17 protein-coding genes are annotated in these 24,891 nt (G+C 71.0%); 9 read left to right on the forward strand and 8 right to left on the reverse strand.

Annotated features, from left to right (window positions below; translation table 11 throughout):
- Nucleotides 1–45: 45 nt before the first annotated feature.
- On the reverse strand, nucleotides 46–1,104 hold the full coding sequence (locus ACIBKY_RS04035; protein ID WP_397094228.1) for a S1C family serine protease: 1,059 nt from the start codon (nucleotides 1,102–1,104) through the stop codon (nucleotides 46–48).
- 19 nt (nucleotides 1,105–1,123) lie between these two features.
- Nucleotides 1,124–2,545, reverse strand: a complete 1,422-nt coding sequence (locus ACIBKY_RS04040) for an AMP-binding protein (protein ID WP_397094229.1) — start codon at nucleotides 2,543–2,545, stop codon at nucleotides 1,124–1,126.
- Between the two features lie 67 nt (nucleotides 2,546–2,612).
- On the opposite strand from ACIBKY_RS04040, the gene ACIBKY_RS04045 reads away from it, so the two are divergent.
- Nucleotides 2,613–3,758: a hypothetical protein gene (locus ACIBKY_RS04045; RefSeq protein WP_397094230.1), complete on the forward strand. Its 1,146-nt coding sequence runs from the start codon at nucleotides 2,613–2,615 to the stop codon at nucleotides 3,756–3,758.
- A 60-nt stretch (nucleotides 3,759–3,818) separates the two neighbouring features.
- Entirely contained in the window at nucleotides 3,819–5,996 is a 2,178-nt protein-coding gene (locus ACIBKY_RS04050; RefSeq protein WP_397094231.1) for an acyl-CoA dehydrogenase, read from the forward strand.
- Between the two features lie 44 nt (nucleotides 5,997–6,040).
- Here the strand turns inward: ACIBKY_RS04050 and ACIBKY_RS04055 are convergent, their stop codons facing one another.
- Entirely contained in the window at nucleotides 6,041–7,459 is a 1,419-nt protein-coding gene (locus ACIBKY_RS04055) for a serine hydrolase (protein WP_397094233.1), read from the reverse strand.
- Between the two features lie 60 nt (nucleotides 7,460–7,519).
- Entirely contained in the window at nucleotides 7,520–9,340 is a 1,821-nt protein-coding gene (locus ACIBKY_RS04060) for a hypothetical protein (RefSeq protein ID WP_397094234.1), read from the reverse strand.
- A gap of 73 nt (nucleotides 9,341–9,413) precedes the next feature.
- On the opposite strand from ACIBKY_RS04060, the gene ACIBKY_RS04065 reads away from it, so the two are divergent.
- Entirely contained in the window at nucleotides 9,414–11,000 is a 1,587-nt protein-coding gene (locus tag ACIBKY_RS04065; protein ID WP_397094235.1) for a hypothetical protein, read from the forward strand.
- On the opposite strand, the gene ACIBKY_RS04070 is transcribed toward ACIBKY_RS04065, so the two are convergent.
- The gene (locus ACIBKY_RS04070) at nucleotides 10,995–13,019 is read right to left on the reverse strand and encodes a helicase-associated domain-containing protein (protein ID WP_397094236.1); all 2,025 of its coding nucleotides are present in this window, start codon (nucleotides 13,017–13,019) and stop codon (nucleotides 10,995–10,997) included. The two genes, ACIBKY_RS04065 and ACIBKY_RS04070, sit on opposite strands and share 6 nt — an antisense overlap.
- Before the next feature lie 162 nt (nucleotides 13,020–13,181).
- Here ACIBKY_RS04070 and ACIBKY_RS04075 point away from each other — a divergent pair, with 162 nt between their 5' ends.
- Genes ACIBKY_RS04075 through ACIBKY_RS04090 form a run of 4 tightly spaced genes read left to right on the forward strand, consistent with a single transcriptional unit; the run spans nucleotide 13,182 to nucleotide 19,918 of the window.
- The gene (locus ACIBKY_RS04075) at nucleotides 13,182–13,316 is read left to right on the forward strand and encodes a hypothetical protein (protein ID WP_281395023.1); all 135 of its coding nucleotides are present in this window, start codon (nucleotides 13,182–13,184) and stop codon (nucleotides 13,314–13,316) included.
- A gap of 10 nt (nucleotides 13,317–13,326) precedes the next feature.
- Nucleotides 13,327–14,130 (forward strand): glycosyltransferase, encoded by an 804-nt coding sequence (locus tag ACIBKY_RS04080; RefSeq protein ID WP_397094238.1) that lies wholly within the window; start codon nucleotides 13,327–13,329, stop codon nucleotides 14,128–14,130.
- Nucleotides 14,127–15,257: a glycosyltransferase family 4 protein gene (locus tag ACIBKY_RS04085; RefSeq protein WP_397094240.1), complete on the forward strand. Its 1,131-nt coding sequence runs from the start codon at nucleotides 14,127–14,129 to the stop codon at nucleotides 15,255–15,257. The genes ACIBKY_RS04080 and ACIBKY_RS04085 overlap by 4 nt, the downstream gene beginning before the upstream one ends.
- Nucleotides 15,254–19,918: an alpha-(1->3)-arabinofuranosyltransferase family protein gene (locus ACIBKY_RS04090; protein WP_397094241.1), complete on the forward strand. Its 4,665-nt coding sequence runs from the start codon at nucleotides 15,254–15,256 to the stop codon at nucleotides 19,916–19,918. Before ACIBKY_RS04085 ends, ACIBKY_RS04090 begins: the two co-directional genes overlap by 4 nt.
- On the opposite strand, the gene ACIBKY_RS04095 is transcribed toward ACIBKY_RS04090, so the two are convergent.
- Together ACIBKY_RS04095 and ACIBKY_RS04100 are read right to left on the reverse strand one after the other, a co-directional pair.
- Entirely contained in the window at nucleotides 19,842–21,524 is a 1,683-nt protein-coding gene (locus tag ACIBKY_RS04095; protein ID WP_397094243.1) for an acyltransferase family protein, read from the reverse strand. The two genes, ACIBKY_RS04090 and ACIBKY_RS04095, sit on opposite strands and share 77 nt — an antisense overlap.
- A complete protein-coding gene (locus ACIBKY_RS04100; RefSeq protein ID WP_397094245.1) occupies nucleotides 21,440–22,159 on the reverse strand; it encodes a class I SAM-dependent methyltransferase in 720 nt (239 codons plus the stop codon). Before ACIBKY_RS04100 ends, ACIBKY_RS04095 begins: the two co-directional genes overlap by 85 nt.
- A gap of 134 nt (nucleotides 22,160–22,293) precedes the next feature.
- On the opposite strand from ACIBKY_RS04100, the gene ACIBKY_RS04105 reads away from it, so the two are divergent.
- Together ACIBKY_RS04105 and ACIBKY_RS04110 are read left to right on the forward strand one after the other, a co-directional pair.
- Nucleotides 22,294–23,205: a DUF3068 domain-containing protein gene (locus ACIBKY_RS04105; RefSeq protein WP_397094247.1), complete on the forward strand. Its 912-nt coding sequence runs from the start codon at nucleotides 22,294–22,296 to the stop codon at nucleotides 23,203–23,205.
- 167 nt (nucleotides 23,206–23,372) lie between these two features.
- A complete protein-coding gene (locus tag ACIBKY_RS04110) occupies nucleotides 23,373–24,473 on the forward strand; it encodes an NAD(P)H-dependent flavin oxidoreductase (RefSeq protein ID WP_397094249.1) in 1,101 nt (366 codons plus the stop codon).
- Here ACIBKY_RS04110 and ACIBKY_RS04115 read toward each other — a convergent pair.
- The gene (locus ACIBKY_RS04115; protein ID WP_397094251.1) at nucleotides 24,460–24,861 is read right to left on the reverse strand and encodes a hypothetical protein; all 402 of its coding nucleotides are present in this window, start codon (nucleotides 24,859–24,861) and stop codon (nucleotides 24,460–24,462) included. The genes ACIBKY_RS04110 and ACIBKY_RS04115 overlap by 14 nt on opposite strands.
- Between the last annotated feature and the right edge of the window lie 30 nt (nucleotides 24,862–24,891).

Below are 24,891 nucleotides of genomic sequence, written 5' to 3' on the forward strand. Positions count from 1 at the left end.
CCACGCCTGGCACGCGGGTCCACCGCGCGGCCGGGGTCGTGGTTGTTAGGCCTTGAGTTCGCCCAGGGTGGCGGTTACGGTCTCGGTCGTTCCGTCTGGTCGGATGACCTCGACCTTGACCTGGTCGCCCGGCTTGAGGGTGGTGAGGATCTCCGACAAGTCAGACATGGTGGGCGTGGGCTTGCCGTTGAGGGAGACGATCACGTCGCCGGTGTCGATGCCCGCCTTCGCCGCCGCGCCGCCGGGCTCCACCCCGGCCACCGCGACGCCCACGGGCTGCCCGTTCTCGCCCAGGACCGTACGGCCCCTGAGGCCGAGTGCCGCGCGGTGGCTGTTGGTGACCTTGCCGCTCTTGACGATCTGGCCCGCGATGTCGGCGGCGGTGTTGCTCGGGATGGCGAAGCCGATGCCTGGCGCGGCGCCACCGCCGAGCTCCGGGTCGGTGGCCGCGAGCGTCGGGATGCCGATCACCTGGCCGCTCATGTCCACCAGCGCGCCGCCGCTGTTGCCGGGGTTGATCGCGGCCGAGGTCTGGATGGCTCCGGCGATCGTCGCGCCGGGTGAGCCCGGGTTCTGCGGCTCGCTGACCGTGCGGCCGAGCGCCGAGACGATGCCCTGGGTGACGCTGCCCGACAGGCCGAGCGGGTTGCCCATGGCCAGGACGAGCTGGCCCACGCGCAGCTTGGAGGAGTCGCCGAACGTGGCGGGCTTCAGCCCGTTCGCGTCCTCCACCTTGATCACCGCGAGGTCGCCCGCCGGGAACGACGAGACGAGCTTGGCCTTGCGCGGGGTGCCGCCGGTGGCCAGGGATACTTCCATCTCGGTGGCCTGGCCGACGACGTGGGCGTTGGTCACCACGTGGCCGGAGGCGTCGTACACGATGCCGGAGCCCAGCCCCACCTTGGTGGTGATCTGCACGATGGACGGCAGCACCTGGGTGATGATCTGCTCGTATCCGGATTCCAGCTCGCGGGTGCCCTGGGCGGCCTGAGGGGCGCCGCCGGACGGGCTGCCGGACGGCGTGGCCGTACCCGTGCCCTGTGGTGTGGACGCGCCGCACCCGGCGGCCAGAACGACGGCGAGACCCGCCGCGATCAACCTCATACGGGAGTATCTTCCCAGGTCAGGCGGAAAGATACTCTTTTCTGACGTCGCTCCTGCTGAGCTTGCCGGTGGGGGTTCTGGGGAGAGATGTCCGGTACTCGATGAGCCGGGGATGCTTGAGCCGGGCCAGCCGGGGTTCGCAGTGGGCCAGCAGCGCGGCGGTCAGTTCGTCGTCCGGGGTCGCGCCGGGTACGGGCTGGACGAGTGCCACGACCTTGTGCCCCCATTCGGGGTCGGGCACGCCGATCACGGCCACGTCGGCCACCGCGGGATGTTCCAGGAGCGCCGCTTCGATCTCGGCCGGGTAGATGTTGACGCCGCCGGAGATGATCAGGTCGGTTCTGCGGTCGAGCAGGAAGAGGTAGCCGTCCTCGTCCACGTAGCCGATGTCGCCGGGCGTGTAGGCGCGCTCGCGCATGGCCGCGGCGGTCTTCTCGGGATCGCCGTGGTACTCGAAGCGGTTGATGCCGTCGATGTACACCAGGCCGGGCGCGCCGGGAGCGGCCTCGCGGCCATCCTCGTCCACGATCGCGAACGACATCCCGTCCAGCGCGCGGCCGACCGTGCCGGGGCGCTCCTGCCACTCCCGCGAGGAGACCATCGTGGCGACCGCCGCCTCGGTGGAGCCGTAGTACTCCCACAGCACAGGTCCCAGCCAGTCGATCATCGCCTGCTTGGTCGCGGGCGGGCAGGGGGCCGCGCCGTGGTAGAGGTGGGTGAGCGAGGACAGGTCGTACTTCTCCCGATCCGGTACGGCCAGCAGCCGGTGGAACATGGTCGGGACCATGAAGGCGTTCGTCACCCGGTGCTCCTGGACCAGGCGCAACGTGTCCTCGGCGTCGAAGCGGTCCGGGGCCACGATCGCGTGGCCGTACTGCAGGGCCATCATGACCTGGCCGTAGGGGGCCGAGTGGTAGAGCTGCGAGCAGACCAGGTGCACGCCGTCGGCGGGCAGGCCGAAGTGCCGCCAGCTCTTGCGCATCAGGATCGGGTGGAGGTCCTCGGGCGTGAGGTCGAGCAGCCGCCTGCGCACGCCTTTGGGGCGGCCGGTGGTGCCGGAGGTGTAGAGCATCATCGATCCGGCCCTGCGGTGCCGGGGCGTGGTGCCGGGCAGGGCGTCGAAGCGGTCGCCGATCGGGCCGCGGAAGACGGCGCCCGCGCCGCAGTCGGCGATGATGTAGTCGATCTCCTCGTCGGTGTAGTGCCAGTTGACCGGCACGTGGTAGGCGCCGATCTGGTAGGTGGCCAGCATCATGGTCAGGGCGTCGAGGCCGTTGCGCAGGACGCTGACGACGGCGTCGCCCCGGTCCACGCCTTCTGCGCGAAGGCCGTGGGAGAAGCGGTTGGCGCGTTCGTGCAGGGCGCCGTAGGTGGTCGGCTCCTCTCCCAGCAGGGCGGGACGGCCGGGGTCGGCGGCGGCGATCTCGTAAAAGCCCCTCATGTCAGGCGACACTACAGAATTAGATTCTGTCCCGGGAATAGTCTCAATCTCGTCTAGCCTCGACGTCATGGCGGACGTCGGCGACCAAGTGCCCTCTTACGATGCTCCGACCACCCCCTTTCAGCGGGTGGTCGTGCCCGCCGACGTCGAGCCCGACGACACCGTGCAGATGCCCAGGATCGTCCTGCCCGACGAGCCCGCACCTGATCCGGAACCAGAACCCGAGGTCGACGACACCACGACGGCCTACGTCCGGCGCCCCGTCATCAGGCCCGCCGCGAAGCCCGCGGAAAAGCCCGCCGCGAAGTCTGCTGCGAAGCCTTCGGGAAAGGCTGCCGCGAAGCCCGCGGAAAAGGCTGCCGCGAAGCCGGTGAAGCCCGCGGCGATGCCCGTGGAAAGGCCGGTCGAGAAGCCCGGGGCCGCGGTCGAGAAGTCCAAGGCCGCGGTCGAGACGGTGACCGTGCCGCGCGTGTCGCCGCCGCGCATGCCGATGATCCCGCCCCCGCCCAAGCGGGGCATCAGCGAGATCCCCTTCCGGGTCGTCTACATGGTCGGCGCCGTCATCGCCACGATCGTCGCCCTCCTGCTCATCTTCGTCGTCTTCTCCGGCGACACCCCCGACGCGAACCCGGCCAGGGCCACCTCGACCGCCAGCCTGGCCGGGGCCTCCCCGTCCGAGCTCGCCCTTCCTCCGGCTCCGGAGGCCAAGGCCTTCCCCGCGTACAAGGGCAAGGCCGCGGTCGTGATCGGCCTGGTGGCCGACACCAAGACGGGCATCGTGTATCCCAGGCTGGGCACGCCGTGGCAGTCCAAGTCGTACGCGCCGTACACCGTGGCCCAGCGGATCGGCAAGGTGGCGCGGCCGTACACGATGATCGTTTCGGCGAAGTACCCGATCGAGGCACCCAAGACCAAGCCCAAGGACGAGTCCGGCTACCGCGAGCTGGCGGTGCGGGCGGCGCGCTGGTCGCTGCGCACGCAGTTCCCGGCGGGGTCGACGCTGGGCTGGACGGGCTCGCAGCCGCTGGCCACGGGCAAGGGCTGGCTGCTCGGCTACCAGGTCACCTACGGGGCCAAGTCCTCGCAGGCGGTGGTGGCCGTGGTCGAGGTGGGCAAGACGAAGCCCGCGATGATGCTGGCGACCGTCGCCGACGGCCGCAAGACGCAGTGGCGCGATCTGACGACACTTCTGAAAGGTGTGCGCCCGCTATAGACAGAAGCATCCTCTAGAATATGGTTCTGCCATGGCATGGGACGCGCTGGAGGATGAGTAATGGCGATCGGGTTGAGCGAGGAGCACGAGGCGCTCCGCGAGTCTGTCACCGGCTGGGCGGAGCGCAACATCCCCGCCGAGCTGCTGCGGTCCGGCACAGAGGAACGCCCCGCGTTCTGGCCGGGGCTGGCCGAGCAGGGGCTGCTGGGCCTGCACCTGCCCGAGGAGTACGGCGGCTCCGGCTACGGGCTGCTGGAGGCCGCCGTCGCGGTCGAGGCGCTGGCCGAGCGGATGGCGCCGGGGCCGTACGTACCGACGGTGCTGGCCGGCGCGGTCATCCACGCCTCCAAGCAGCACGGACTGCTGTCTGGCCTGGCCGACGGCACGCTGACCGGCGCCGTCGCGCTCGCCTCCGCGCTGACGGGCGAGCGCGCCGCCGACGGCTCCCTCGTCGTCTCCGGTACGGCCGAGCCCGTCCTGGGCGGCGCGATGGCCGACATCCTGGTCCTGCCGGTGTCCACCGGTGACGGCGAGGAATGGATCGCGCTCGACGCCTCCGCGGCCACGGTGACGGCCGTCAGGTCGCTGGACATCACGCGCTCGGTGGCCAAGGTGGAGGTGGCGGCGGCAGCCGTACCGGCTGAGCGGGTTCTGGACGGGGTCGAGGGGCCCGACGTGCTCAACCTCGCCGCCATCCTGCTGGGCGCCGAGGCCACGGGACTCGCGTCGTGGTGTGTGCGGGCCGCCTCCGGCTACGCGAAGGTACGCGAGCAGTTCGGCCGGCCGATCGGTCAGTTCCAGGGCATCAAGCACAAGCTCTCGCGCATGCTGGTGGCGCTGGAGCAGGCCAGGGCGACCGTGTGGGACGCCACCCGCGCGGAGGGCCGCGAGCTGGAGTACGCCGCCGCGATCGCCGGCGTCATGGCCCCGGACGCCGCCGTCCAGTGCGCCAAGGACGCGATCCAGACCTTCGGCGGCATCGGCTACACCTTCGAGCACGACGCCCACCTGTACTACCGCCGGGCGCTCACCCTGCGCGCGCTGCTCGGCCCGAGCGCCGAATGGGCCGCCTCGGTCACCGCGCTGGCGCTGCAGGGCGTCACCCGCGAGATGGAGATCGACCTGCCCGAGGGCGCGGAGGAGCTGCGCGCCGCGATCCGCGCCGAGATCGCCGAGCTGGCGAAGCTGGAGGGACAGGAGCAGAAGCGGGCGCTGGCCGGCCAGGGCTTCGTGATGTCCCACCTGCCCAAGCCGTGGGGCCGCGCGGCCAAGCCGCTGGAGCAGGTGCTCATCCAGCAGGAGCTCAAGGCCGCCAAGGTCAGACTGCCGCAGATGATCATCGGTGCGTGGGTGGTGCCCTCCATCGCCACGTACGGCACGCCCGAGCAGCAGGAGCGCTTCCTGCCCAAGACGCTCAGCGGCGAGATGATCTGGTGCCAGCTGTTCTCCGAGCCCGGCGCCGGCTCCGACCTGGCCAACGTGCAGATGAAGGCGGAGAAGGTCGAGAGCGGCTGGCGCCTGAACGGCCAGAAGATCTGGACCTCAGTCGCGCATGTGGCCGAATGGGGCATCTGCATCGCGCGTACCGACCCGTCCAAGCCCAAGCACGACGGCATCACCTACTTCCTCGTCGACATGAAGGGCGCGGGCGTCACGGTCCGGCCGCTGACGGAGATGACCGGCGAGAACCTGTTCAACGAGGTCTTCCTCGACGACGTCTTCGTCCCCGACGACCTGGTGGTCGGCGAGGTCGACAACGGCTGGCGGGTGGCGCGCAACACGCTGTCCAACGAGCGTGTCTCGCTGTCCTCCGGCTCGGGCGGGACCGGCTCGTCCGTGTCCGACCTGCTGGGCCTGACCTCCCGCCTGGGCCGCGAGCTCACCCCGGTCGAGGCCGTGGAGCTCGCCGGCGTCATCTGCGAGGGGCACTCGATCAACGCGCTCTCCCTGCGGGTCACGCTCAAGCAGCTGGCCGGAGGCGAACCCGGCGCCGACGCGTCGGTGCGCAAGCTGCTGTCCACCTCCCACGCGCAGCACGTCTCGGAGACCGCGGTCGGCCTGCTCGGCGCCCAGGCCGTGATCGCCGCCGACATGAAGCTCGGCGACGCCGGCTACTGGAACCGCGCCGTCCTGGCCACCAGGGCCATGACCATCTACGGCGGCACCACCGAGGTGCAGCTGAACATCATCGGCGAGCGCATGCTCGGCCTCCCACGCGACCCCGAGCCGGGCCGCTAGCCGGGAGTTCGGGTACGGCCCCGCCGGGCCGTACCCGAGGTGGTTCAGCGGCGCGACCACCGGTCGGCTTCGTAGGCGTCCACCGCGCGGCCGAGCTTCGCGAGCTTCTCCGTGTAGGTCACGGGGAAGAGGCCGGGCTCGGCGGGCGGACGGTGCGCGTCCACGTACTGGGTGCCGAGGTTGGTCAGGGCGACGACGATGTAGTGCCTGCCGTCCTCGCCGGGCAGCGACCTGACGATGCCGGCGTCGGCGCCGGAGTTGCCGACCCAGCCGGTCTTGTGGGAGTAGGTCACCTCCGCCTTGGCGTTGCAGGGGCGTACGTCGCGGCCGAACTTGTTGCCGGCGACGGTCACGGTCCCGTCGGCGCCGATCCAGCGGTCCGCGACGGCGTGCGGGATGCCCGCGGCCGGGTACGCGCCGCCGCACCGGTTGGCCGAGGAGAGCATGTCGTTCCAGCCCTGGGCGGCGAGGTGCCGCTTGAACACCTGGCGGGAGGACGCGCTCAGCACGGCCTCGGTCACCGGCTTGCCGCCCGGAGTCGTCCAGGCCCTGCCGGGCAGGCCGTTGACCAGGGCGAGCAGCTTGGCGGTGTCGAGCGAGCTCATGGTGACGGGGTTGGACCAGCGCCCGCCGGTGGCCGGGTTGGTGTTCTTGAACTGCAGCGTCTCCAGGCCGAGGCTCTGGAAGGTCTGGTTGAGCTCGTCGACGGCGCCCTTGTCGTGCAGAAGCTTGACGAGCGCGCAGGTGGCGGGGTTGTTGGAGGAGGTGAGAGAGGCTTCGAGGTAGTTGGCGACCGTGTTGCTGGTGTCGCCCTGGCACAGGGAACTGGTCTCGGTGGGACGGTAGTCGTAGGTGTCGGCCAGCGCGATGGTGCCCTTGTCGACCAGGCGCAGCACGCCGAAGGCGACCATCAGCTTCAGCACGGAGGCCGGGTAGGGCGACATGAAGTCGATGGGCGCCTGCTCACGGCCCGGGACGATGTCGATGGTGCCCTTGCCCTGGTTGGCGTACCAGCCGTTGTCGTCCCACTGGCGCCAGCGCACGGCGTTGGTGTGGAAGTTTCTGTCGACGGGGACGACGACCCCGCGCGGATGCTGCGGGCTCATCAGGACGGTGCCGGACGACAACGGCCTGCCATGGCGGTCGAGTTCGAGGACCGTGACGTCGAGCTGCGGCTGCTGCGCGATCGGCTTGGGATCGGCCGAGGCGAACAGGCGGGCGTAGTCCCCGGGCGGCGTGGCCTCCTTCTCCTCGGCGGAGGCGGCGAGCACGCGCGCCTGGGACGAACCCGGCGGGGCCAGGTCGAGCACCTCCTGGAAGCGCGCCCGGTCCATGGCCTGCTGGAGGAAGCGGGCGACGTTCCCGCTCTCCGCGGCCCGCGCGGGCATCGTGGTGAGGCTCAGGAAGAGGGTGCCGGCGACGACCCCCGCGGCGGTTCGGCGGCTCTTCTGAAGGAATGACATGTGACTTGATCTTATTTACTGATCTTGGTGGACGGCTACAGGTTCGCCGATTCGGGAACGTCAGGGGGTGACCGGCTGCAGGGGGATAGGGCTGCCGGTCTTGGCCGGCATGGGCACGCCGACCCTGATCTCGCCCACACAGGGGCGGGCGCCGTCGGGGGAGGCGATGGTCAGCTCCTGTCCGCTGCCCTTCACCGTGGCGTACGTCCAGCCGAGGTCCTTGCCCGTCTGCGCGGCGGCCGATCCGGTGCCGAGGCCGATGGTCAGCCGGGCGGGGCGTGGGTTGAGGTAGCTGACCTGCACGGTCCAGGCGCCCTGCGGCAGGGGGAGCGGGAGGCGGAAACGTTCCGGGGCGGAGCCGATCGGGCGGCAGGCGGCTCCGGGCGGGACGGTCAGGCCCTCGATGCTGACCGGGCGCAGCCGTCCGCGCTCGTCGAAGGTCATCAGGTCGCGCAGCGGTCCGTCGAGCTGCCGGACCCAGGTGACCGGGCGGCCGGCGATCGGGCCGAGGACCTTGGAGGCCAGCGCGTAGTCGTAGAAGAAGATCGGGTAGACGACCTTGGCGGGGACGTGGGTGTCCAGGACGACGAGGCCGGCGGGCGCCCTGCGGAGGGCGACGCGGCCGGTCTCGATGTAGGACTTGACGTTCTCGCCGAGGGGCAGGCGCGTGTACTGGGTGATGGACCAGATCGAACCCGCGGCGAAGACGGCGGCCAGCGGGATCCACACGATCCGCAGCGGGCGCTCGCCCTCGCGCGGGATGAAGGCCAGCGCCACCACGACGGCCATCAGCGAGGCCGTGGGCGCGATGTAGCGCAGCTCGAAGCCGCCGAGGTCGGGCCCGAGCTGCTCGATTCTGCCGATCATGACGGGGACGACGTCGGCCAGCAGGAAGTAGCCGAGCAGCATGAGCCAGGCCAGCCACGCGCGCCGCCGGAAACGGATGGTCAGCGCCACGACCAGCGCGGCCGCGCCGAGCCCGGCCCAGACGGCGGCGTCGGGGGTGGCGGCGATGGCGTAGTCGTCGCCGATCGGGTGCCAGCGCCAGGGGCCGCCCAGGGAGGAGGCCACCAGCGAGCCGGAGAACAACCGCCAGGCGAACGCCGCCGCCACGGCGAGCGGGGGCAGGCTGGGCTGGACCGTGTCGTTGGTGAGCTGCACGGAGGTGAACACGGCCGGGAACAGGATCGCCGCGTACCCGGCCACGATCGCGGCGTACAGGGCCCAGGCCGGCCACTGCCACTTCCTGATGCCGCCGAGCCAGCCCGCGGTGATCACGAAGGCCAGGACCGGGATGAACGGCGCCTTGACGAAGAACACCATGGCGAAGACGGTCCAGCCGGCGGCGGCCAGGGCGTGACGCAAGCGCCGCGTGCGTACGTACAGGACGTGCGCGCCCAGGGCCATCGGCAGGGCGACCTGGAACGGGAGGGTCTCGATCACCACGGCCCACCAGGACAGCGACGAGATCGTCATCGGGGTGAGCAGGTAGAAGGCGAAGGGGATCAGGATGGCGGGGCGGGAGCCGTACAGGATGAAGAGCAGGCGCAGCAGGGCCAGCGCGGCCGCGCCCATGAGCACGATGGTGACCACGTGCATCAGCACGTCGTTGTAGACGCCGAGGCGGCCCATCGCCCAGTGCGCGCCGAACGGGCCGGGCATCAGGTGCCCGTAGTCGGCGCGCATGAGGTAGTCCCAGGTCAGGCCGTTCTCCAGGCCGCGGGCGATGAAGGTGAAGTCGTCCTGCCTGAAGTACGTCCTGCGGACCAGGTCGAACTTCCAGACGAGCTGGACGGCGACCATGACCATCGCGGCCGCGAGCACGCCGTCGCCGCGCAGCCACTGCCTGGGCTCCACCACGGTCTCGCTCGCCGCCGTCACGCATGAAGGCTAACGACGCCGTTGATCCTGATGGAATGGGCGTTGTCCGGTTGTGATGTGGTGTTATATCGGAATGTTTCCGCAGGTGTCGCGCTATGGGTGGTGGGCCGCCCTGCTCGGCACGGGCCTGGGCGCCCTCTGCCTCGGTCCCGGACTCGCTCCCGGGTACATCCTCATCCAGGACATGGTCTTCGTCCCCGACCCGGCCTTCTCGCCGTTCACCTTCGGGCTGGCGGGCGGCTCGCCCCGCGCGGTGCCCAGCGACCTGGTGGTCACGGTGCTGGCCCAGGTGCTGCCCGCGGACCTGGTGCAGAAGCTCGTCCTGCTGGGCGTCTTCGCCCTGGGCTGTTCCGGGGCCGCGCTGCTGGTGCCCGGGGCCGCCCTTGCGCCCCGGCTGGTCGCGGGGGCCTTCTACGTCTGGAACCCCTACGTGGCCGAGCGGCTGCTCATGGGGCAGTGGGCGTTGCTGCTCGGCTACGCGGGGCTGCCCTGGGTGGTGCTGGCGCTGGCCCGCGGCCGGTTGCCCGCCGTCGCGCTGCTGCCCGCCGCCGTGGGCGGGTTCGCCGCGATGATCGTCACCGCCGTCGCGGCCCTCCCTCTCGCGCTCTCCGGCACGGTCTCGGGGACGGTTTCCGGCACGGTCTCCGGTACGGCGAGGCCGTCCGATACGCCCAGGCTCCCTGGTACGGCGAGCCGGTGGAAGGCTGCGGGGGGAGTGGTGCTGTTGCTGGTGGCGTTCAGCCTGCCCTGGCTGGTGACCGCGCTGACCCGGGCAGACGGGCTCACTGGCGACCCGGTGGGCGTGGACGCGTTCGCCGCCCGCGCCGACGGGCCGTTCGGCACCGTCGTCAGCCTGCTGTCACTGGGCGGCGTCTGGAACGCCTGGGCCGTCCCCGCGGGCTTCGACCAGCCGGTCACCGCCGCGGCCCGGCTGGCTCTGGTCCTGGCGGGCATCGTGGGCTTCTGGCCGGCGCTCAAGGACACGAAGCCGAGGTTCGGGCCGGGGCTGGCGGTGGCGGCGGGCGCGGGGTTCCTGATCGCCTGCCTCGGGGTCACCGAGCCCGGCAGAGACCTGCTCAAGTGGCTCATCGGAGTCTGGAGCGGGTTCGCGGTCCTGCGTGACGCCCAGCAGTACCTCGCCCCGCTGGCTCTCCTGGCCGCCGTCGGCCTGGGCATGCTCACCGCCCGGGTGGCCTCGCGCTGGGCCGTCGCTCTGGCGCTGGTGCCGCTGGCCGTGGTGCCGACGCTCGCGTGGGGGGCGTCGGGTGCGCTGGCGGCGGTGCCGTACCCGCTGAGCTGGGTGGAGGCGCGCGAGATCATCGGCCGGGACCCCGCGAAGGGCGACGTGCTGGTGCTGCCGTTCGAGTCCTACCGGCGCTTTCCGTGGAACGGCGACCGGGCGGTGCTCGGCCCGGCGCAGCGGTTCTTCGCCACTCCGGGCCGCGAGGTGGTGGTCAACGACTCCGTCAGGGTCGGTGATCTGGTGGTCGGCACCGAGGACGCGCGGGCGAAGCGGGTCGCCGCGCTGCTGGGCGACCCGCGGCGGCTGGCCGAGGAGGGCATCAGGTACGTGGTGGTGGACTCGGGGGAGGCGGACCTTCCTGGTGCCCGGCTGCTCATGGACCGCCCGGAACTGCGGCTCTACGTCGTGGAGCTATGAGAGGCGCCTGGGCGCGCGGGTGAGCGGCGCCGACTCCAGCACGGTGGCGCCGGTCTCGGCTTCCAGCGCCGGGGTGTAGCCCGCCGCCCGCAACGCCTCCATGGTCTCCCGTTCCGAGCCGGTGCTGATGAGAACCGTCGGGGCGATCCGCCGCAACCCGAGCCGGCGCAGCGAGCGGGCGGCGGCCAGTTCGGCCAGCAGCGCCTCGTCGTCCGAGCGGATGCAGCAGCCGGAGCGCACCACCCTCATCCGGCCGTGCGTCCGGCCGACGTCGTTCACCAGGTAGACCAGTGGCTGAGGCAGGTCTCCACGGGCGACGGCGGCCAGCGACGCGAGGAGAGCGTCCGGGCTGCTTCCCGCGTCGAGCGCGCGGCGTACCGACGCGTTGCTGAAGCGCCACACCACCGCGTGCCCCTCGGATTCGCGCGTCGCGGCGGAATTCAGCAACTCGGCCAGCGCCGCCTCCGGCAGGCCGGACACGACGGCGGTCAGGTCGGCCTGGAAGCGCGCCGTGGTCTCGGGAGCGGGCAGCAGATCGGCCAGCGTCCTGGCCAGGGCGGCCGGCGGTTCGCTCATGACCTGCGGGTAGGAGGCGCCGGAGCGGAGCAGTTCCAAGGCGGCCAGGCCGAGGGAGGTGAGCGCGCCGTGCGCGACCAGGCCCAGGTGTTCCGCCTCGTTCAGCACCGAGGCCAGCCGGGAGAGGCTCTCCGGTGAAGCGCCCACGAGGAACGGGCGGTGCCAGCTCGCGGCCGTGAGAAGGTAGGCCATGTCCCGCTGCTCGTCGAGGCCGTGGCCGTCGGGGATCGCGGCCAGCGCTTCGAGCACCGCGAGGCGCAGGTCGGGGGCGTCCGGATCGTGCGCGCAGGAGATCGCCACCGGGGTTTCTCCGGCATCGGGCCACCAGGTGAGCAGGCCGGGCAGCGTGGCCCAGGCCGTGATCGCCGGGAGCAGCCGTTCGGCGGGAGTGCGGCCGAGCCACTGATCGTAGCCGGAGGTCGGCACCACGCGGACGTCTGGCGCCGGGGCGGGGGTACGCCGCCGCCCGCGAGGTTTCTCGACAGGATCGGCGATGCTGCCGAGCAGGTCGGCGGCGAAGCCGAGGTCAATGCAGAATCTGACGAGTTCCTCGTCCAGGCCGGCCGACTTGGCGACCCGTTTGGTGTCGCGGACGGCGACCCCGCCGTTCCTCCGTACGGCCAGGGGCGTCGCGGCACACGCGCCGAGCACCCGCTCCAACTGCCCGGCGAACGCGGTGGCCTGTGCCTGGGCGGCCTCGTTCGCGCGGGTGACGGGGGAAGAGCCCGGCGGCACGGGCGGCAGCGGGTCGAAGGGAGCGAGCCGGTCGCCGCGGAGCGCCATCGCCACCTCGGCCGGCAGTTCGGCGAGATCGGGCCTGCCGGAGGGCAGGACGAGCCCGCGGGCGGCCAGCCAGTCGGTCGCCGGGTCACCCGCTCCTCCGGCGCGGAAGGTGTGTTTGGTGGTGCTGTAGGGACTGGTCGCGACGTAGGCGTGTGTGCCCAGGTAGGGGCCGGCGAAGGCCAGCTTCTCCAGCAGTTCGGCGGCGTCCGGCGGGGCGAGCGCCAGAACGCCGGCGAGCAGGGACGGGTCCGAGAGGATCGCGACGATCTGCTGCTGGGCGGCGGCCCTGTTGGCGGCTCTGGCGAGCCCGAGGCCGGCCGCGACCTGGTGCACCTCGGCGGCGTTGAATCCGGCCTCCATCAGCTCCGCCGCCGGGCGGCCGAGTCTGAGCCCGCCGGAGACGGGGGCACGCACCTCGACGGGGAGATCCAGCTCCCCGGAGCCGCGATGAACCAGCTTCCGCTCGGTCAGCGAGGCCAGCAGCGCCCTGACGGCCGGGTGCGCGGCGGGCTCGAACATCCGTAGCACGTCCGCCTCAGGCACCGGCCGGGTGCCGCGCCACCAGGACGCCGGTGGAAGGGGGCCGTGCCGTTCGGCGGCCGCCCAGGAGATCGCGGCGAGGATCTGGTACTCCGGCAGCGTGCAGGCCTGAACATCCACCCGTCAAGGCTAGGGGCTTCGCCGGGTTTACGGATGAGGTTGACACCCCTGGTAGACAAGTCCGGAATATTAAGATTCCGTCTAGCTACTTCCGAGTAGCTAGAATTGGTTCTAGGTTTGTGACGGCCCCCACATCCCAGCCCGCAAGAGGAGGAACCCCCCGTGATCAAGATCCTCTTAGCAGCGATCATCGGCATCGCCGTGGCCGCTCTGGTGACGACGGTGACAACCGTCTCGCTCACGGGTTCTACCGCGACACCTGTCAACAGGCCGCTTTACAACTACGGCGACCGGTAAGCCGCACGTCATGCCGCCGTCCCGCCGAGGGGACGCGCGGGTAAGCCGTACACCACTGCTTGAGATCGTCGTCCCGGCCTACAACGAGGAACGACGACTCCCCGGGGGCCTCCTGCAGCTGTGCGCGAAGCTTGCCCAAATGCCGTTCCCGGCCGCCGTCATCGTCGTCGACAACAACAGCACGGACACCACAGCCGAGATCGTCAAGACGTGGCCGGAAGGCGAGGTTCCGGTCCGCCTGATCGCCTGCCCCGTCCCCGGCAAGGGCGCCGCGGTGCGGGCGGGACTTCTGGAGACGCGGGCCCCGCTGGTCGGGTTCTGCGACGCTGACATGGCCACCGACCTCGACGCGGTCGACGTGGCCGTCGGTCTGCTGCTCTCCGGGGAGCGCGTGGTCATCGGCTCGCGGGCGCACACCTTCTCCGAGGTGGAGAACCGCCACAGCCGTGTGCGCGAACTGGGCGCCGTGGGCTTCCGCGCGCTCGCCTCCCGTCTCGTCCGCGGGGTGAGCGACACGCAGTGCGGCTTCAAGTTCTTCGACGGCCGGCTCGCTCGCGAGGTGGCCGCACGCATGCGCACGCCCGGGTTCGCCTTCGACGTGGAGTTCCTCGCCCGCTGCGCGGCGCTCGGCTCCGCGGCGATGGAGATCCCCATCCAATGGCATGACATGCCGGGATCGCGCTTCTCCCCGGCCCGTCACAGCGCCGGGATCCTGCTGGAGCTCGGCGGGATCTGGCTGCGGCTGCGCGCCGAGTCACGCGGCGTCGTACGCCCGGCGTGGGAGCACGCGCCCGACCCCGTCGGATATTCGTGATCCCGTCCGAACTCGAAGGACTACGCGTCGCCGTCGTCAACTGGCGGGATCCGTGGCACCCGGCAGCCGGCGGCGCGGAGACGTACGCCTGGCAGATGGCCAGGCGCTTCGCCCGCGCGGGCGCGCGGGTGCGCTTCGTGACGGCGCGCGCGCCCGGCCAGGCACGCCACCAGACCGTCGACGGGGTACGGCTGGCCAGGATGGGCGGCCTGTTCACCGTCTACCCGCTGGTGCTGGCCTGGCTGCTGCGCCGCAGGAACAGGTTCGACGTGGTGCTCGACTGCCAGAACGGCATCCCGTTCTTCACGCCGTGGGTGCTGCGCCGCCGTACCAGGGTGATCTGCGTCGTGCACCACGTGCACGACCGGCAGTTCGACGTGCACCTGCCGCGGTGGCTGGCCATGCTGGGCTGCTTCCTGGAGGGTCCGGCCTCACGCTGGACCTACCGCGGGCGGCGCAGCGTCGCGGTCTCCCCCTCGACGGTGGCGGCGATGCGCGAACGGCTCGGCTGGCACGGCCCGATCGACATCGTCCCGAACGGCGTCGAACCGAGCACGGATCACCGGACGGCGCGCAGCCGTACGCCCAGACTCGTCTGCGTGGGCAGGCTGGTCGCGCACAAGCGCGTCGACCTTCTGCTCGACGCCGTACCTGAACTGCGCAAACGCTGGCCCGAGCTGACCGTGGACATCGTCGGCCGCGGTCCCGAGGAGGAACGGCTGCGCGCGCGGCTGCCGGAAGGCGTGACCATGCACGGCTACGTGTCCGAGGACGAGAAGGAACGGCTCATCTCGGCCTCCTGGTTGCAGGTCAACGCCTCCCAGGGCGAGGGCTGGGGACTGTGCGTGCTGGAGGCCGCCGCGCTCGGCGTGCCCACGGTCGCCTTCGACGTGGACGGGCTCAGGGACGCCATCCGCCACGGCGAGACCGGCTGGCTCGTGTCCGAGGGCGCCGACCTGGCCAAGGGCATCGCCGCCGCGCTCGACGAGCTCGACGGCGCCCAGAGCGCGAGCTGCCGCCGCTGGGCGTCGAGGTTCCGCTGGGACAACAGCGCCGAACGGCTGGCCACGCTGGCCCTGGGCCGTCCGGTCGCTCCGATGCGGGTCTTCGGTTGGGAGCCGTCGTGAACGACACCCCGGTCAGCGGGCGGGCCAGGCACCGGCTCTGGCTGGCGATCTGCTGCCTCGGCTTCGCCGTCCTGGCGTTCACCACCAGTCCGGGCGACATCATCGCGGACACCAAGATCGACCTCGCGCTCAACCCGGTCGGCTGGCTGGAACGCCTGGCCCACCTCTGGGACCTCCAGCACTTCGGCCAGCTCCAGAACCAGGTCGCCGGCTACCTCTTCCCCATGGGCCCGTTCTTCGCCCTCGGCGAGCTGCTCGGCCTGGACCCCTGGATCACCCAGCGGCTCTGGCTGACGCTGCTCATGTGCGTCGCGTTCCTCGGCGTGGAGCGGCTGGCCAGGCAGTTCGGCATCGGCAACCCGGGCACACGCGTCGCGGGCGCGCTGGCGTACGCGCTCGCGCCCCGCGTGCTGTCGATCATCGGTGAGATCTCCGCCGAGTGGCTGCCCGCCGCGATGCTGCCCTGGATCCTGCTCCCGCTGCTGACCGCCGCCGAGACCGGCCAGCGGGCCAGGGCGGCGATCCGGTCGGGCCTGGCCGTCGCCCTCTGTGGCGGAGTCAACGCCGTCGCCGTGCTGGCCGTCCTCATCGCCCCCGTGCTCTACATCTTGACCAGGCCCAAGCCCGTCCCGCGCTGGCGCATGCTGGCCTGGTGGAGCGGCGCGGTGGGCGTGGCCACGCTGTTCTGGTGGCTGCCGCTGCTGCTCGTGGGCCGGTACGCCTTCTCCTTCCTGCCCTACACCGAGACCTCCACCGCCACCACCCAGGTCACCTCCCTGACCAACGTGCTGCGCGGCGCCTCCGACTGGGTGCGCTACCTGACCGTCAACGGCGTGGACACCCAGCCCGCGAGCTTCGCCATCGCGACCTCAGCGCTCATGATCGTGGTGACCGGCGTGATCGCCGCGCTCGGCCTGGCCGGCCTCGCCCACCGCGACCTGCCCGCGCGCGGCTTCGTGATCGCGCTCTTCCTCGTCGGCGTGACCGCGCTGACCGCCGGCCACATGAGCGCGCTGGAGCCCGTCGTCGCCGAGCCCGTGCGCTGGCTGCTCGACGGTCCGCTGGCCCCGCTGCGCAACCTGCGTAAATTCGATCCCCTGGTACGGCTGCCGCTCGCCCTCGGCCTGGCCCACCTGCTTGTCAGAGCCCGCGTACCCGTCAAGGCCGTGGCCGCGACCGCCTTCGCCTGCCTGGTGCTGCCCGTGTTCAACCAGGGCCTGGGCGCTCCGGGGCACTTCAAGGAGGTCCCGCTCTACTGGCGCCAGGCCGCCGCATGGGTCAACGAGAACGCCGGCGGCGAAGGTGTCCTGGTCGTGCCCGGCGCCAAGTTCGGCGAGTACCTGTGGGGCCGGCCCATGGACGACCCGATGCAGCCCATGTTCGCCGCCCGCTGGACGACCAGGCAGGTGACGGCGGCCGGCTCGATCGGGCTCAGCCGGCTGCTCGACGCCGTTGACCAGCGCTTCGCCGCCGGGCACGGCTCGCCCGGCCTGACCGAGGTCCTGCGCCGCATGGGCGTGCGCTACCTGCTCGTCCGCAACGACCTGAACAGGGCCGCCATCGCCGGCGCCTACCCCTCCAGGATCTACGAGGCGCTGCGCGAGTCACCCGGCATCACCCGGCTGCAGTCGTTCGGCGGCGAGGTCGGCGACACCAAGACCGACGACGCCGAGAACTCCGTCGACTGGCCCTTCCCCGCCCTGGACCTGTATGAGGTGTCGGGCAGTTCGGGGGCGGTCGGCGTGCTTCCGGCCGGCGACGCGCTGGCCGTACGCGGTGGGCCGGACTCTTTGTTGTCCATGGGCGACCTCGGCCTGCTGGGGGACTCGCCCGTCCTGGTCAACGGCGACGCCGGCACCCGCGAGGCGCCGACCGTGGTCAGCGACGCGCTACGGCTGCGCGAGCGCCACTTCGGCGAGATCCGCTCCAACTGGACCCAGACGCTCACCGCCGAGCACCGCGAGGACTTCACCGGCGTACGCGCCCTCGACCTGCTCGAAGACGGCTGGCTGGACGACACCGCCACCGCCGAGTACGAGGGCGTCTCCGCCGTGACCGCCTCCTCCTCGGCCGCCGACGCCGGTGCCGTACCCGGCATCAGCAGTTCGGGACGCAGCCCGTGGGCCGCCCTGGACGGCGACTACGAGACCAACTGGGAGACCAGCGGCTGGAAACCGCCCGCGGGCGAGTGGCTGCGACTCGACTTCCCCGCCGAACGCACCCTGCCCGGCATGAAGGTCACCTTCACCAACAACGTGCTGCTCGGCCAGTCCATCAAGACCGTGGCCGTGGAGACCGAGAACGGGCGGATCGTCCAGGACGTCCAGCAGACCAACAGCCCGCAGAGCCTGCGCGTCCCGTCCGGCACCACCGGGTGGGTACGCATCAAGGTCGTCGCCACCACGAGCCGCTCCTGGAACTTCGTCGAGCGGGTCGGCATCAGCGAGATCGCCATCCCCGGCCTGCTGCCCGGCCGTACCATCCGGCTGCCGCAGGCCACCGGCGACGTCTACGTCATGGACCGCGGAGTCGACGAACGCCCCCGCTGCATGCGCAACCAGGCCCGCTGGGTCTGCAACCCCCTCCTGGAACGCCCCGGCGAGGAGGGGGCCGGCTTCGACCGCACCTTCACCGCCGCCGCGGCCGCCAAGAGCGGGCTGAGCGGCTTCGCCGTCCTGCGCGACCCCGCGCTGGTCGACCGCTACACCCGCCTGACCGACGACCTCCCGTCCATCAAAGGCACCTCCCAGGTCAGCAAGGACCCGGTCGTCGCCCCCCGCTCCGCCTTCGACGCCGACGCGGGCACCACCTGGATCCCCGCCGGCCCCGACGCAGAGCCCGCCCTGACCATCGGCTGGAAGAAGCCGAAGACGATCTCCCGCATCCAGATCGCCCGGCCGGGCGGCGACAAGGAACCCCTGGACGTCATCGTCACCGGCGACAAGGGCGCCACCCGCGGGGCCCGCGTCGACGCCGGCGGCAACCTCGTCTTCAAGCCCATGACCACCCGCACGCTCAAGCTCCGCTTCTTCGCCACCTCCCGCCGCCTCCAGGTGACCGAGCTGATCATCCCCGGAGTGACGCCGGCCAGCCGTCCCGAGGGCATCCCGTTCCGCCTGGGCTGCGGGCAGGGCCCCACCCTTCAGCTGAACGGCGAGCAGGTCCGGACCAAGGTCAGCGGCACCTACGCCGACCTGCTGGAACAGCGGCCCGTCCGCTTCGTCAGCTGCGCCAAGACCGCGATCTCCCCAGGCGCCAACCGCGTCAGGATCCCCGGCTGGGAGCCCTGGGCGGTGTCCAGCCTGATGGTCGGCTCGCTCCGGCCCGGCGCACCCGCCGTCGCCGGCGCCGCCGTCCAGGGCACCTGGACGCCGTCCCTGCGCGAGGTACGCGTCACCGCGCCCAAGGACTCCTTCCTCATCGTCAACGAGAACTTCAACGAGGGATGGCGGGCGGAACTCGACGGCCAGACGCTGCGGCCGGTGCGGATCGACGGCTGGAAACAGGCCTGGGAACTGCCCGCGGGCACCACCGGGACCGTCCGCCTGCAGTACGGGCCTGACCGGACCTACTGGCTGGCGCTGGCGGCCGGGTTGGCGGGCATCGCGGGGCTCGCGTTGCTGGCCCTCGTCATGCGTGGTCCACGCCCTGAGCATGTCCTGCAGACCGCGCCCGCTCACCGGTCGCGGCTGGATCGGTGGCGGGTGCCGTACGTGATCGTGCTGGGGCTCGCGTTCGGCGGCTGGGTGGCGAGCTGGCCCGGCATGGCCGCCGTCCTGGCGACAACCGCCCTGGTCCTCCTCACCCGCCTCCACCCCACCACCCAAGCCCGCACCCCCACGCTCACCCAGACCCGCACCCCCACACCCACACCCACCCAGGCCCGCACCCCCACACCCACCCAGACCCGCACCCCCACACCCACACCCACCCAGGCCCGCACCCCCACGCCCACCCACGGTCACACGCCCGCCCACGACCGGGGCTCCACGCCCTCGCCCGCCCCCATCCCCGAGCCCTCACCCGGCCGCGCCCGCACGTCGCCCCATGGCGACACCTCCACACCCACGGGCACCCCCGAGCCCCCGCACGGCCACACCCCCGCGCCCCCACACGGCCACACCCCTGCGCCCCAGCACGGCCACACTCCCGGGCGCTCTCACGGCCAATCCGCCGCGCCCACCCACGGCGGCGCCCTCTCGTCTCCGCAGGCCGTCGCCCCCGCGCCATTGCCCGGCCACGAGCACACGCCCGCCCCAACACCCCCGGCCACCACGGCCCCCGCACCGGCGTCTGTGCCCATGCGCGGTTCGGCCGTCGTCTCCGTCTCCGCCTCCTTGCCCGGCCCTGGTTCCGAAGGTGTGGCGTCGGGCGGCGTACCCGCTCCCGAGGCCTCAACGGACCCGGGCCGTAGGGGCGGGCGGATCGCGGAGATGGCCGCGTCACCGTGGCTGGGAGCGGTGTTGTTCGTGCTCGCGGCGGCGGCCGTGGCGGCCGGGATCCGGCTGGATCTGCCGGTCCTGGCCGACCAGGTGGCTCAGCTGATCGCCTGCGCCGCGATGGGAGCGCTGTTCGGGGCGCTGGTCACCGTGCCGCCCCGGACGGTTCCCGAGCCGGAGGTTCCGGCGGTGAAGCAGGAGCTCGCCGCCGCGACCCGCTGAGCCGCAGGGCGTTCTCCTCAATGAGGTGATAACTCCCCGCACTGATCAGCAGCGTCCCGATCAGCGTGAAGGTCGCGACAGGCCAGAAGTTCCCGTTGAACGGCTCCGCGTCCGTCACCTTGTAGTACAACGTGATCACCGGCGCATGCCAGAGGAACACGCTGTAGGAGATCCGCCCCAGGTAAGCCGACACGGGGTTCCCCAGCACCCGATGCCGCAGGGAGCCGGTCCGGGGGGCCAGCGCGAACGGCGCCACGACCAGCACCGCCACGGCGGTCTCCAACATCATCCGCCAGAGCGACTGCGACAACGAAGGCAACGTCAACGTACGCGGCCCCGCCAGCTCCGTACTGAGCATCGCGTAGAGCAGCACCGCCAGCACCAGCAACTGCGGCGCCAGCGAGTTCAGCGCCCGAGACTCCTTGATCCACACCGACAGGACGGCCATGGCCATCCCGGCCGCGAAATAGATCAGGTGATGCGGCAACCACAAGGCCAGCTGCGGCTGATCCCACACGTGCGCCGCCACCACCGTGGCAATCGAGATCACCGGCAGTACGGCGATGCCCCCCAACAGCCGAACCGCCCGGTTCCCGCGCCGCGCCCAGACCCCCAGACACCAGGCGATGAGCGGCAACGCCAGATAGAAGGCCAGCTCGATGGGCATGGTCCACATCTGGTAGAGCCCGTCAGGGGCCTGACCCTGGCCGGTGTAGTTCTGGAGCATCAGCATCCAGGTGGCCCAGCCGTACCCGTCGAGCGAACTCCAAGCCCACAGGGCCAGCGCCGTCACCAGCCAGTAAGCAGGGAACACCCGCAAAAGCCGCCGCCACAGATACCGCGGCGTACTGGGCGCCGGGCCCCCCTCGATGAAGGCCCTGGCCCAAGGCCGAAACAACAGCAGCCCGGAGAGCAGGAAGAAGATCGGCACCGCGATCCCGAGCCGCGTGGTCATCCACGCGAACATCCCATCCCCATAGATAACCCCCGTATTCCCCCCAACATGCAACAGCCAGACCCCGAGCGCCGCCAACCCCCGAATCCCATCCAACGCCGCATCCCGCCCACCCCCACCCGCGAGCCCACCCACCGATCCCGCCCCAGTCCCCCCACCACCTACCGACTGCTCGGTGGGCTCGTGGTGCTGCGCTGGCCAGGTGCCTGCCGACCCGGTGGGTTCCGCGGCATGGGGTGTTGCCCCGCCGCCTCCCGACCGGTTGGTGGGTCCGACGGCGTGAGGCGTGGCCCCGCCGCCTTCCGGCTGGTCGGTGGGCTCGGCGTGGTGGTGCGCTGGCCAGGTGCCTACCGACTGCTCGGTGGGCTCGGCGGGGCGGGGTGTTGCTCGGTCGCCTTCCGGCTGGTCGGTGGGCTCGGCGTGGTGGTGCGCTGGCCAGGCGTCTACCGACTGCTCGGTGGGCTCGGCGGGGCGGGGTGTTGCTCGGTCGCCTGCCGACTGGTTGGTGGGCTGGGTCGGGGGTTGGGGTGGGGTGCCGGCTACCAGTTTGTCTTCGGGGGGTCTTCTCACGGGCGTTTCCTCAGGACGAGCACCAGGTTCCACGTTGCGAACTCCCTGACGATCGGGACCTTCAGCATCGGGCGGTACCACCAGGGCAGGTAGCGCGGGATCGCGTCCACCAGGTCGACCTCCGCGGCGGTCCGGGCCCAGCGGAGGCCGGCGGCCACCGAGACGGGGTACAAACTCTCCTTGTACCGATTTTTCGGCGGTCTGCCGTGTTTTTCGTGGTATTTTCGGGCGGCCAACTCCCCACCCAAGTAGTGCCACGGCGACGTCTCGTGCCCGCCCCACGGCGACAGCCAGTTCGTGTAGGCGAGGAAGATCAGGCCGCCCGGCCGTGTGACCCGGGCCATCTCGGCGGCCATCCGCCACGGGTCCGGCACGTGCTCCAGCACGTTCGAGGAGAAGCAGACGTCCACGCTCCCGTCGCGGAACGGCAGGTCCATCGCGCTGCCCAGCAGCCCGCCGCCCGCCAGTTCACCCGCGTTCACGTCGACGCAGACGCAGCGCGCGCCCCTGCGCCGGAACTCCCGCGCGAAGTAGCCGGGGCCGCCGCCCACGTCGAGCACGGTCCTGCCGTCCAGGTCCGCGTACCCCACGAGCTGGGCGGCGGTGTCGGCGGCCAGCGTCGTGTAGTAGGCGTCCCCGTCGCTCTGTTCGGAGCGGAAGGCGCGGAACAGCCGTAAGGACCGCGCGAGATCGGCGCGTACCGGAGTGTCTCCCATAACCCAACCCACGTTAGAACCTGTTTCTATCGATTTGGTTGCGGCTCTATACCGCCCGGTGACGCATGTCACTCACTGTCATACTTTGGTCCCCTAGCGCCGGGTCATACGACAACACGTTCTAGGAGCCGTTGATGGGTCGCATTTCCACGCTTGTTCTCATCGGGGTCGGAGCGTTCTTCATCGCATTAGCCCCGCTGGTGAAGTTCTGGGCGGCGGAAAAGATCATCGCCGCCCCGGCCAACCAGTTCGGCATCACCCGGCTGACGGCGACGGGCGCGCAGTACTTCTCCAAGCAGGACCTCAAGGTCCTCACCGCCGACCTCGACATCATCGTCACGACCCGCGGCGACGTGAAGGAGTCCAAGGACGACGTGGTCGTCTGGGACGAGGCCACCGTCGTTAACGACGTGACCAACCGGCGCCCCCAGATCGATCTGTCGGACCGCCGCAGCGCGTTCGACAAGTACACCGGCGCCGGCGTGAACTGCTGCGCCGTCAACGTCAAGAAGGCCCCGGTCACCCTTGAGGGCCAGATCTACAAGTTCCCGTTCGGCGTGGAGAAGAAGACCTACAAGGTGTTCAACTCCAGCGTGCAGAAGGCCTTCGACGCCACGTTCGTCCGCGAGGAGTCGGTGAACGGCCTGCCCGTCTACGTCTTCGAGCAGCAGATCCCCTCGACCAAGACCGAGACCCTGACCGCCCCCGCCTCCGTGCTCGGCATGACCGAGGAGGGCGACGTCCAGGTCGACCGCTACTACGACGGCAAGGTCACCTTCTGGATCGAGCCGGCCACCGGCGCGCCGGTCAAGCAGGAGCAGCAGCGCCACGAGGTGCTGAAGACCCAGGACGGCGTCGAGCGTTCGCTGGCCTTCGTGGCCACGGCGAAGATGACCGACCAGACCGTCGCCGACCTGGTCTCCAGCGCCCAGAAGAGCAAGAGCCAGATCAACCTGCTGAAGAACATCATCCCGCTGGTGCTGCTGATCGTCGGCGTCGCCTTCGTGCTCGTGGGCGTCCTGGTGGGCCGCCGCGCCGAGCGCTGATACAAGTCGAGAAAGGCCCGTCCCTGATGAAGGGGCGGGCCTTCCGCATTCGCACCACGTAGCGTAGTTAGAACACGTTCTTGCAAGATGTTACCCGCCAGTACCGACGTGATGTTCTAGAGTAGAACGTGTTGCAATTAACCTGAAGTCGGGATTAACGTCAGGCCATGCGGACCCGTGTCACCGAGATGTTCGGGATCGAACTGCCGATCTTCGCCTTCAGCCACTGCCGGGATGTCGTCGCCGCGGTCAGCCGGGCAGGCGGCATGGGTGTCCTCGGCGCCCTCTACTTCACGCCGGAAGAGCTCGAGATGGAGCTCAAATGGATCGACGACCACGTGGACGGCAAGCCGTACGGCGTGGACGTGGTCATGCCCGCCTCCTACGAGGGCGCGGACTTCGCGCCCGAGGAGCTCGTCGGCAAGCTCCAGGGGATGATCCCCGAGGGACACCGGGCCTTCGTGGAGGACCTTCTCCGCCGCCACGACGTCCCGGAGTCGTCGGCCGACGCGGGCAGGGTCCTGCTCGGCTGGACGGACGCCACCGCCAGGCCGCAGGTCGAGGTGGCGTTGCGGCACCCGATCGCGCTGCTGGCCAACGCCCTCGGGCCGCCGCCCGCCGACGTCGTCGAGCTGGCGCACCGGCACGGCGTCAAGGTCGCCGCGCTGGCCTCCACGCCCCGCCACGCGCTCAAGCAGGTGGAGGTGGGCGTCGACGTCGTGGTCGCCCAGGGCACCGAGGCCGGCGGGCACACCGGGGAGATCTCCACGATGGTGCTGATCCCGCAGGTCGTGGATGCCGTGGACGTTCCCGTGCTGGCCGCGGGCGGCATCGGCAACGGCCGTCAGATGGCGGCCGGGATGGCGCTGGGCGCGGACGGCGTGTGGACCGGCTCGCTCTGGCTCACCGTCGAGGAGGCCGACACCCCGGCCATGGCCAAGGCGCGCATCCTCGAAGCCACCTCGCGCGACACCGTCCGTTCGCGCAGCTGGACGGGCAAGCCCGCGCGCCTGCTCAAGAACGAGTGGACCGACGCCTGGGAAGCCGCGGACTCCCCGGGGACGTTGCCGATGCCGCTGCAGTTCATGCTGGTGTCAGATGCGCTGCGGCGGATCGGGAGATCCGACGCCGCCGAGCTGGCCACGTTCCCGGCGGGTCAGATCATCGGCATCACCAATCAGGTCCGGCCGGTCAAGGAGGTGATGTTCGGGCTGGTCGAGGAGTATGTCGAGGCGATCGAACGGCTCGACGGGATCACGGAATCCTGACGGAGACCGAGTCGTACCCGCCGCCGCCCGGGTAGTGCCAGGCGCCGGTCAGGGTGTTGCCGTCCGCGCTGAACGTGCCCTGGTAGTAGGCGGGCGAGCCCTTCTCGCCGCCCCAGATCGTCAGCGTGTCGCCTTCGAGCTCGTAGACGTAGTCGTAGGTCTCGCCGCCGGAGCCGTAGTAGCGGGACTTGACCTCGTCGCCGGGCTTGTCCGCGCCGAACGGCATCTCCCGGCCGATGACCTCCATGCCCAGGACGGGGCCGGTCTCGCTGTCCATCGCGATGTCCTGGATGAGGAAGTTGCGGCCTTCCAGCCAGCGGTAGGTGATCGTGCCGGTGGTGCCGCCGGAGACTTTCCAGGTGCCGATGAGCCTGTCGTAAATGTTCATGCCCGTATGACCGGGCGGCGCGCGGAAAGG

The sequence above is a fragment of the Nonomuraea sp. NPDC050394 genome (assembly GCF_044459065.1).
GTDB lineage: Bacteria > Actinomycetota > Actinomycetes > Streptosporangiales > Streptosporangiaceae > Nonomuraea.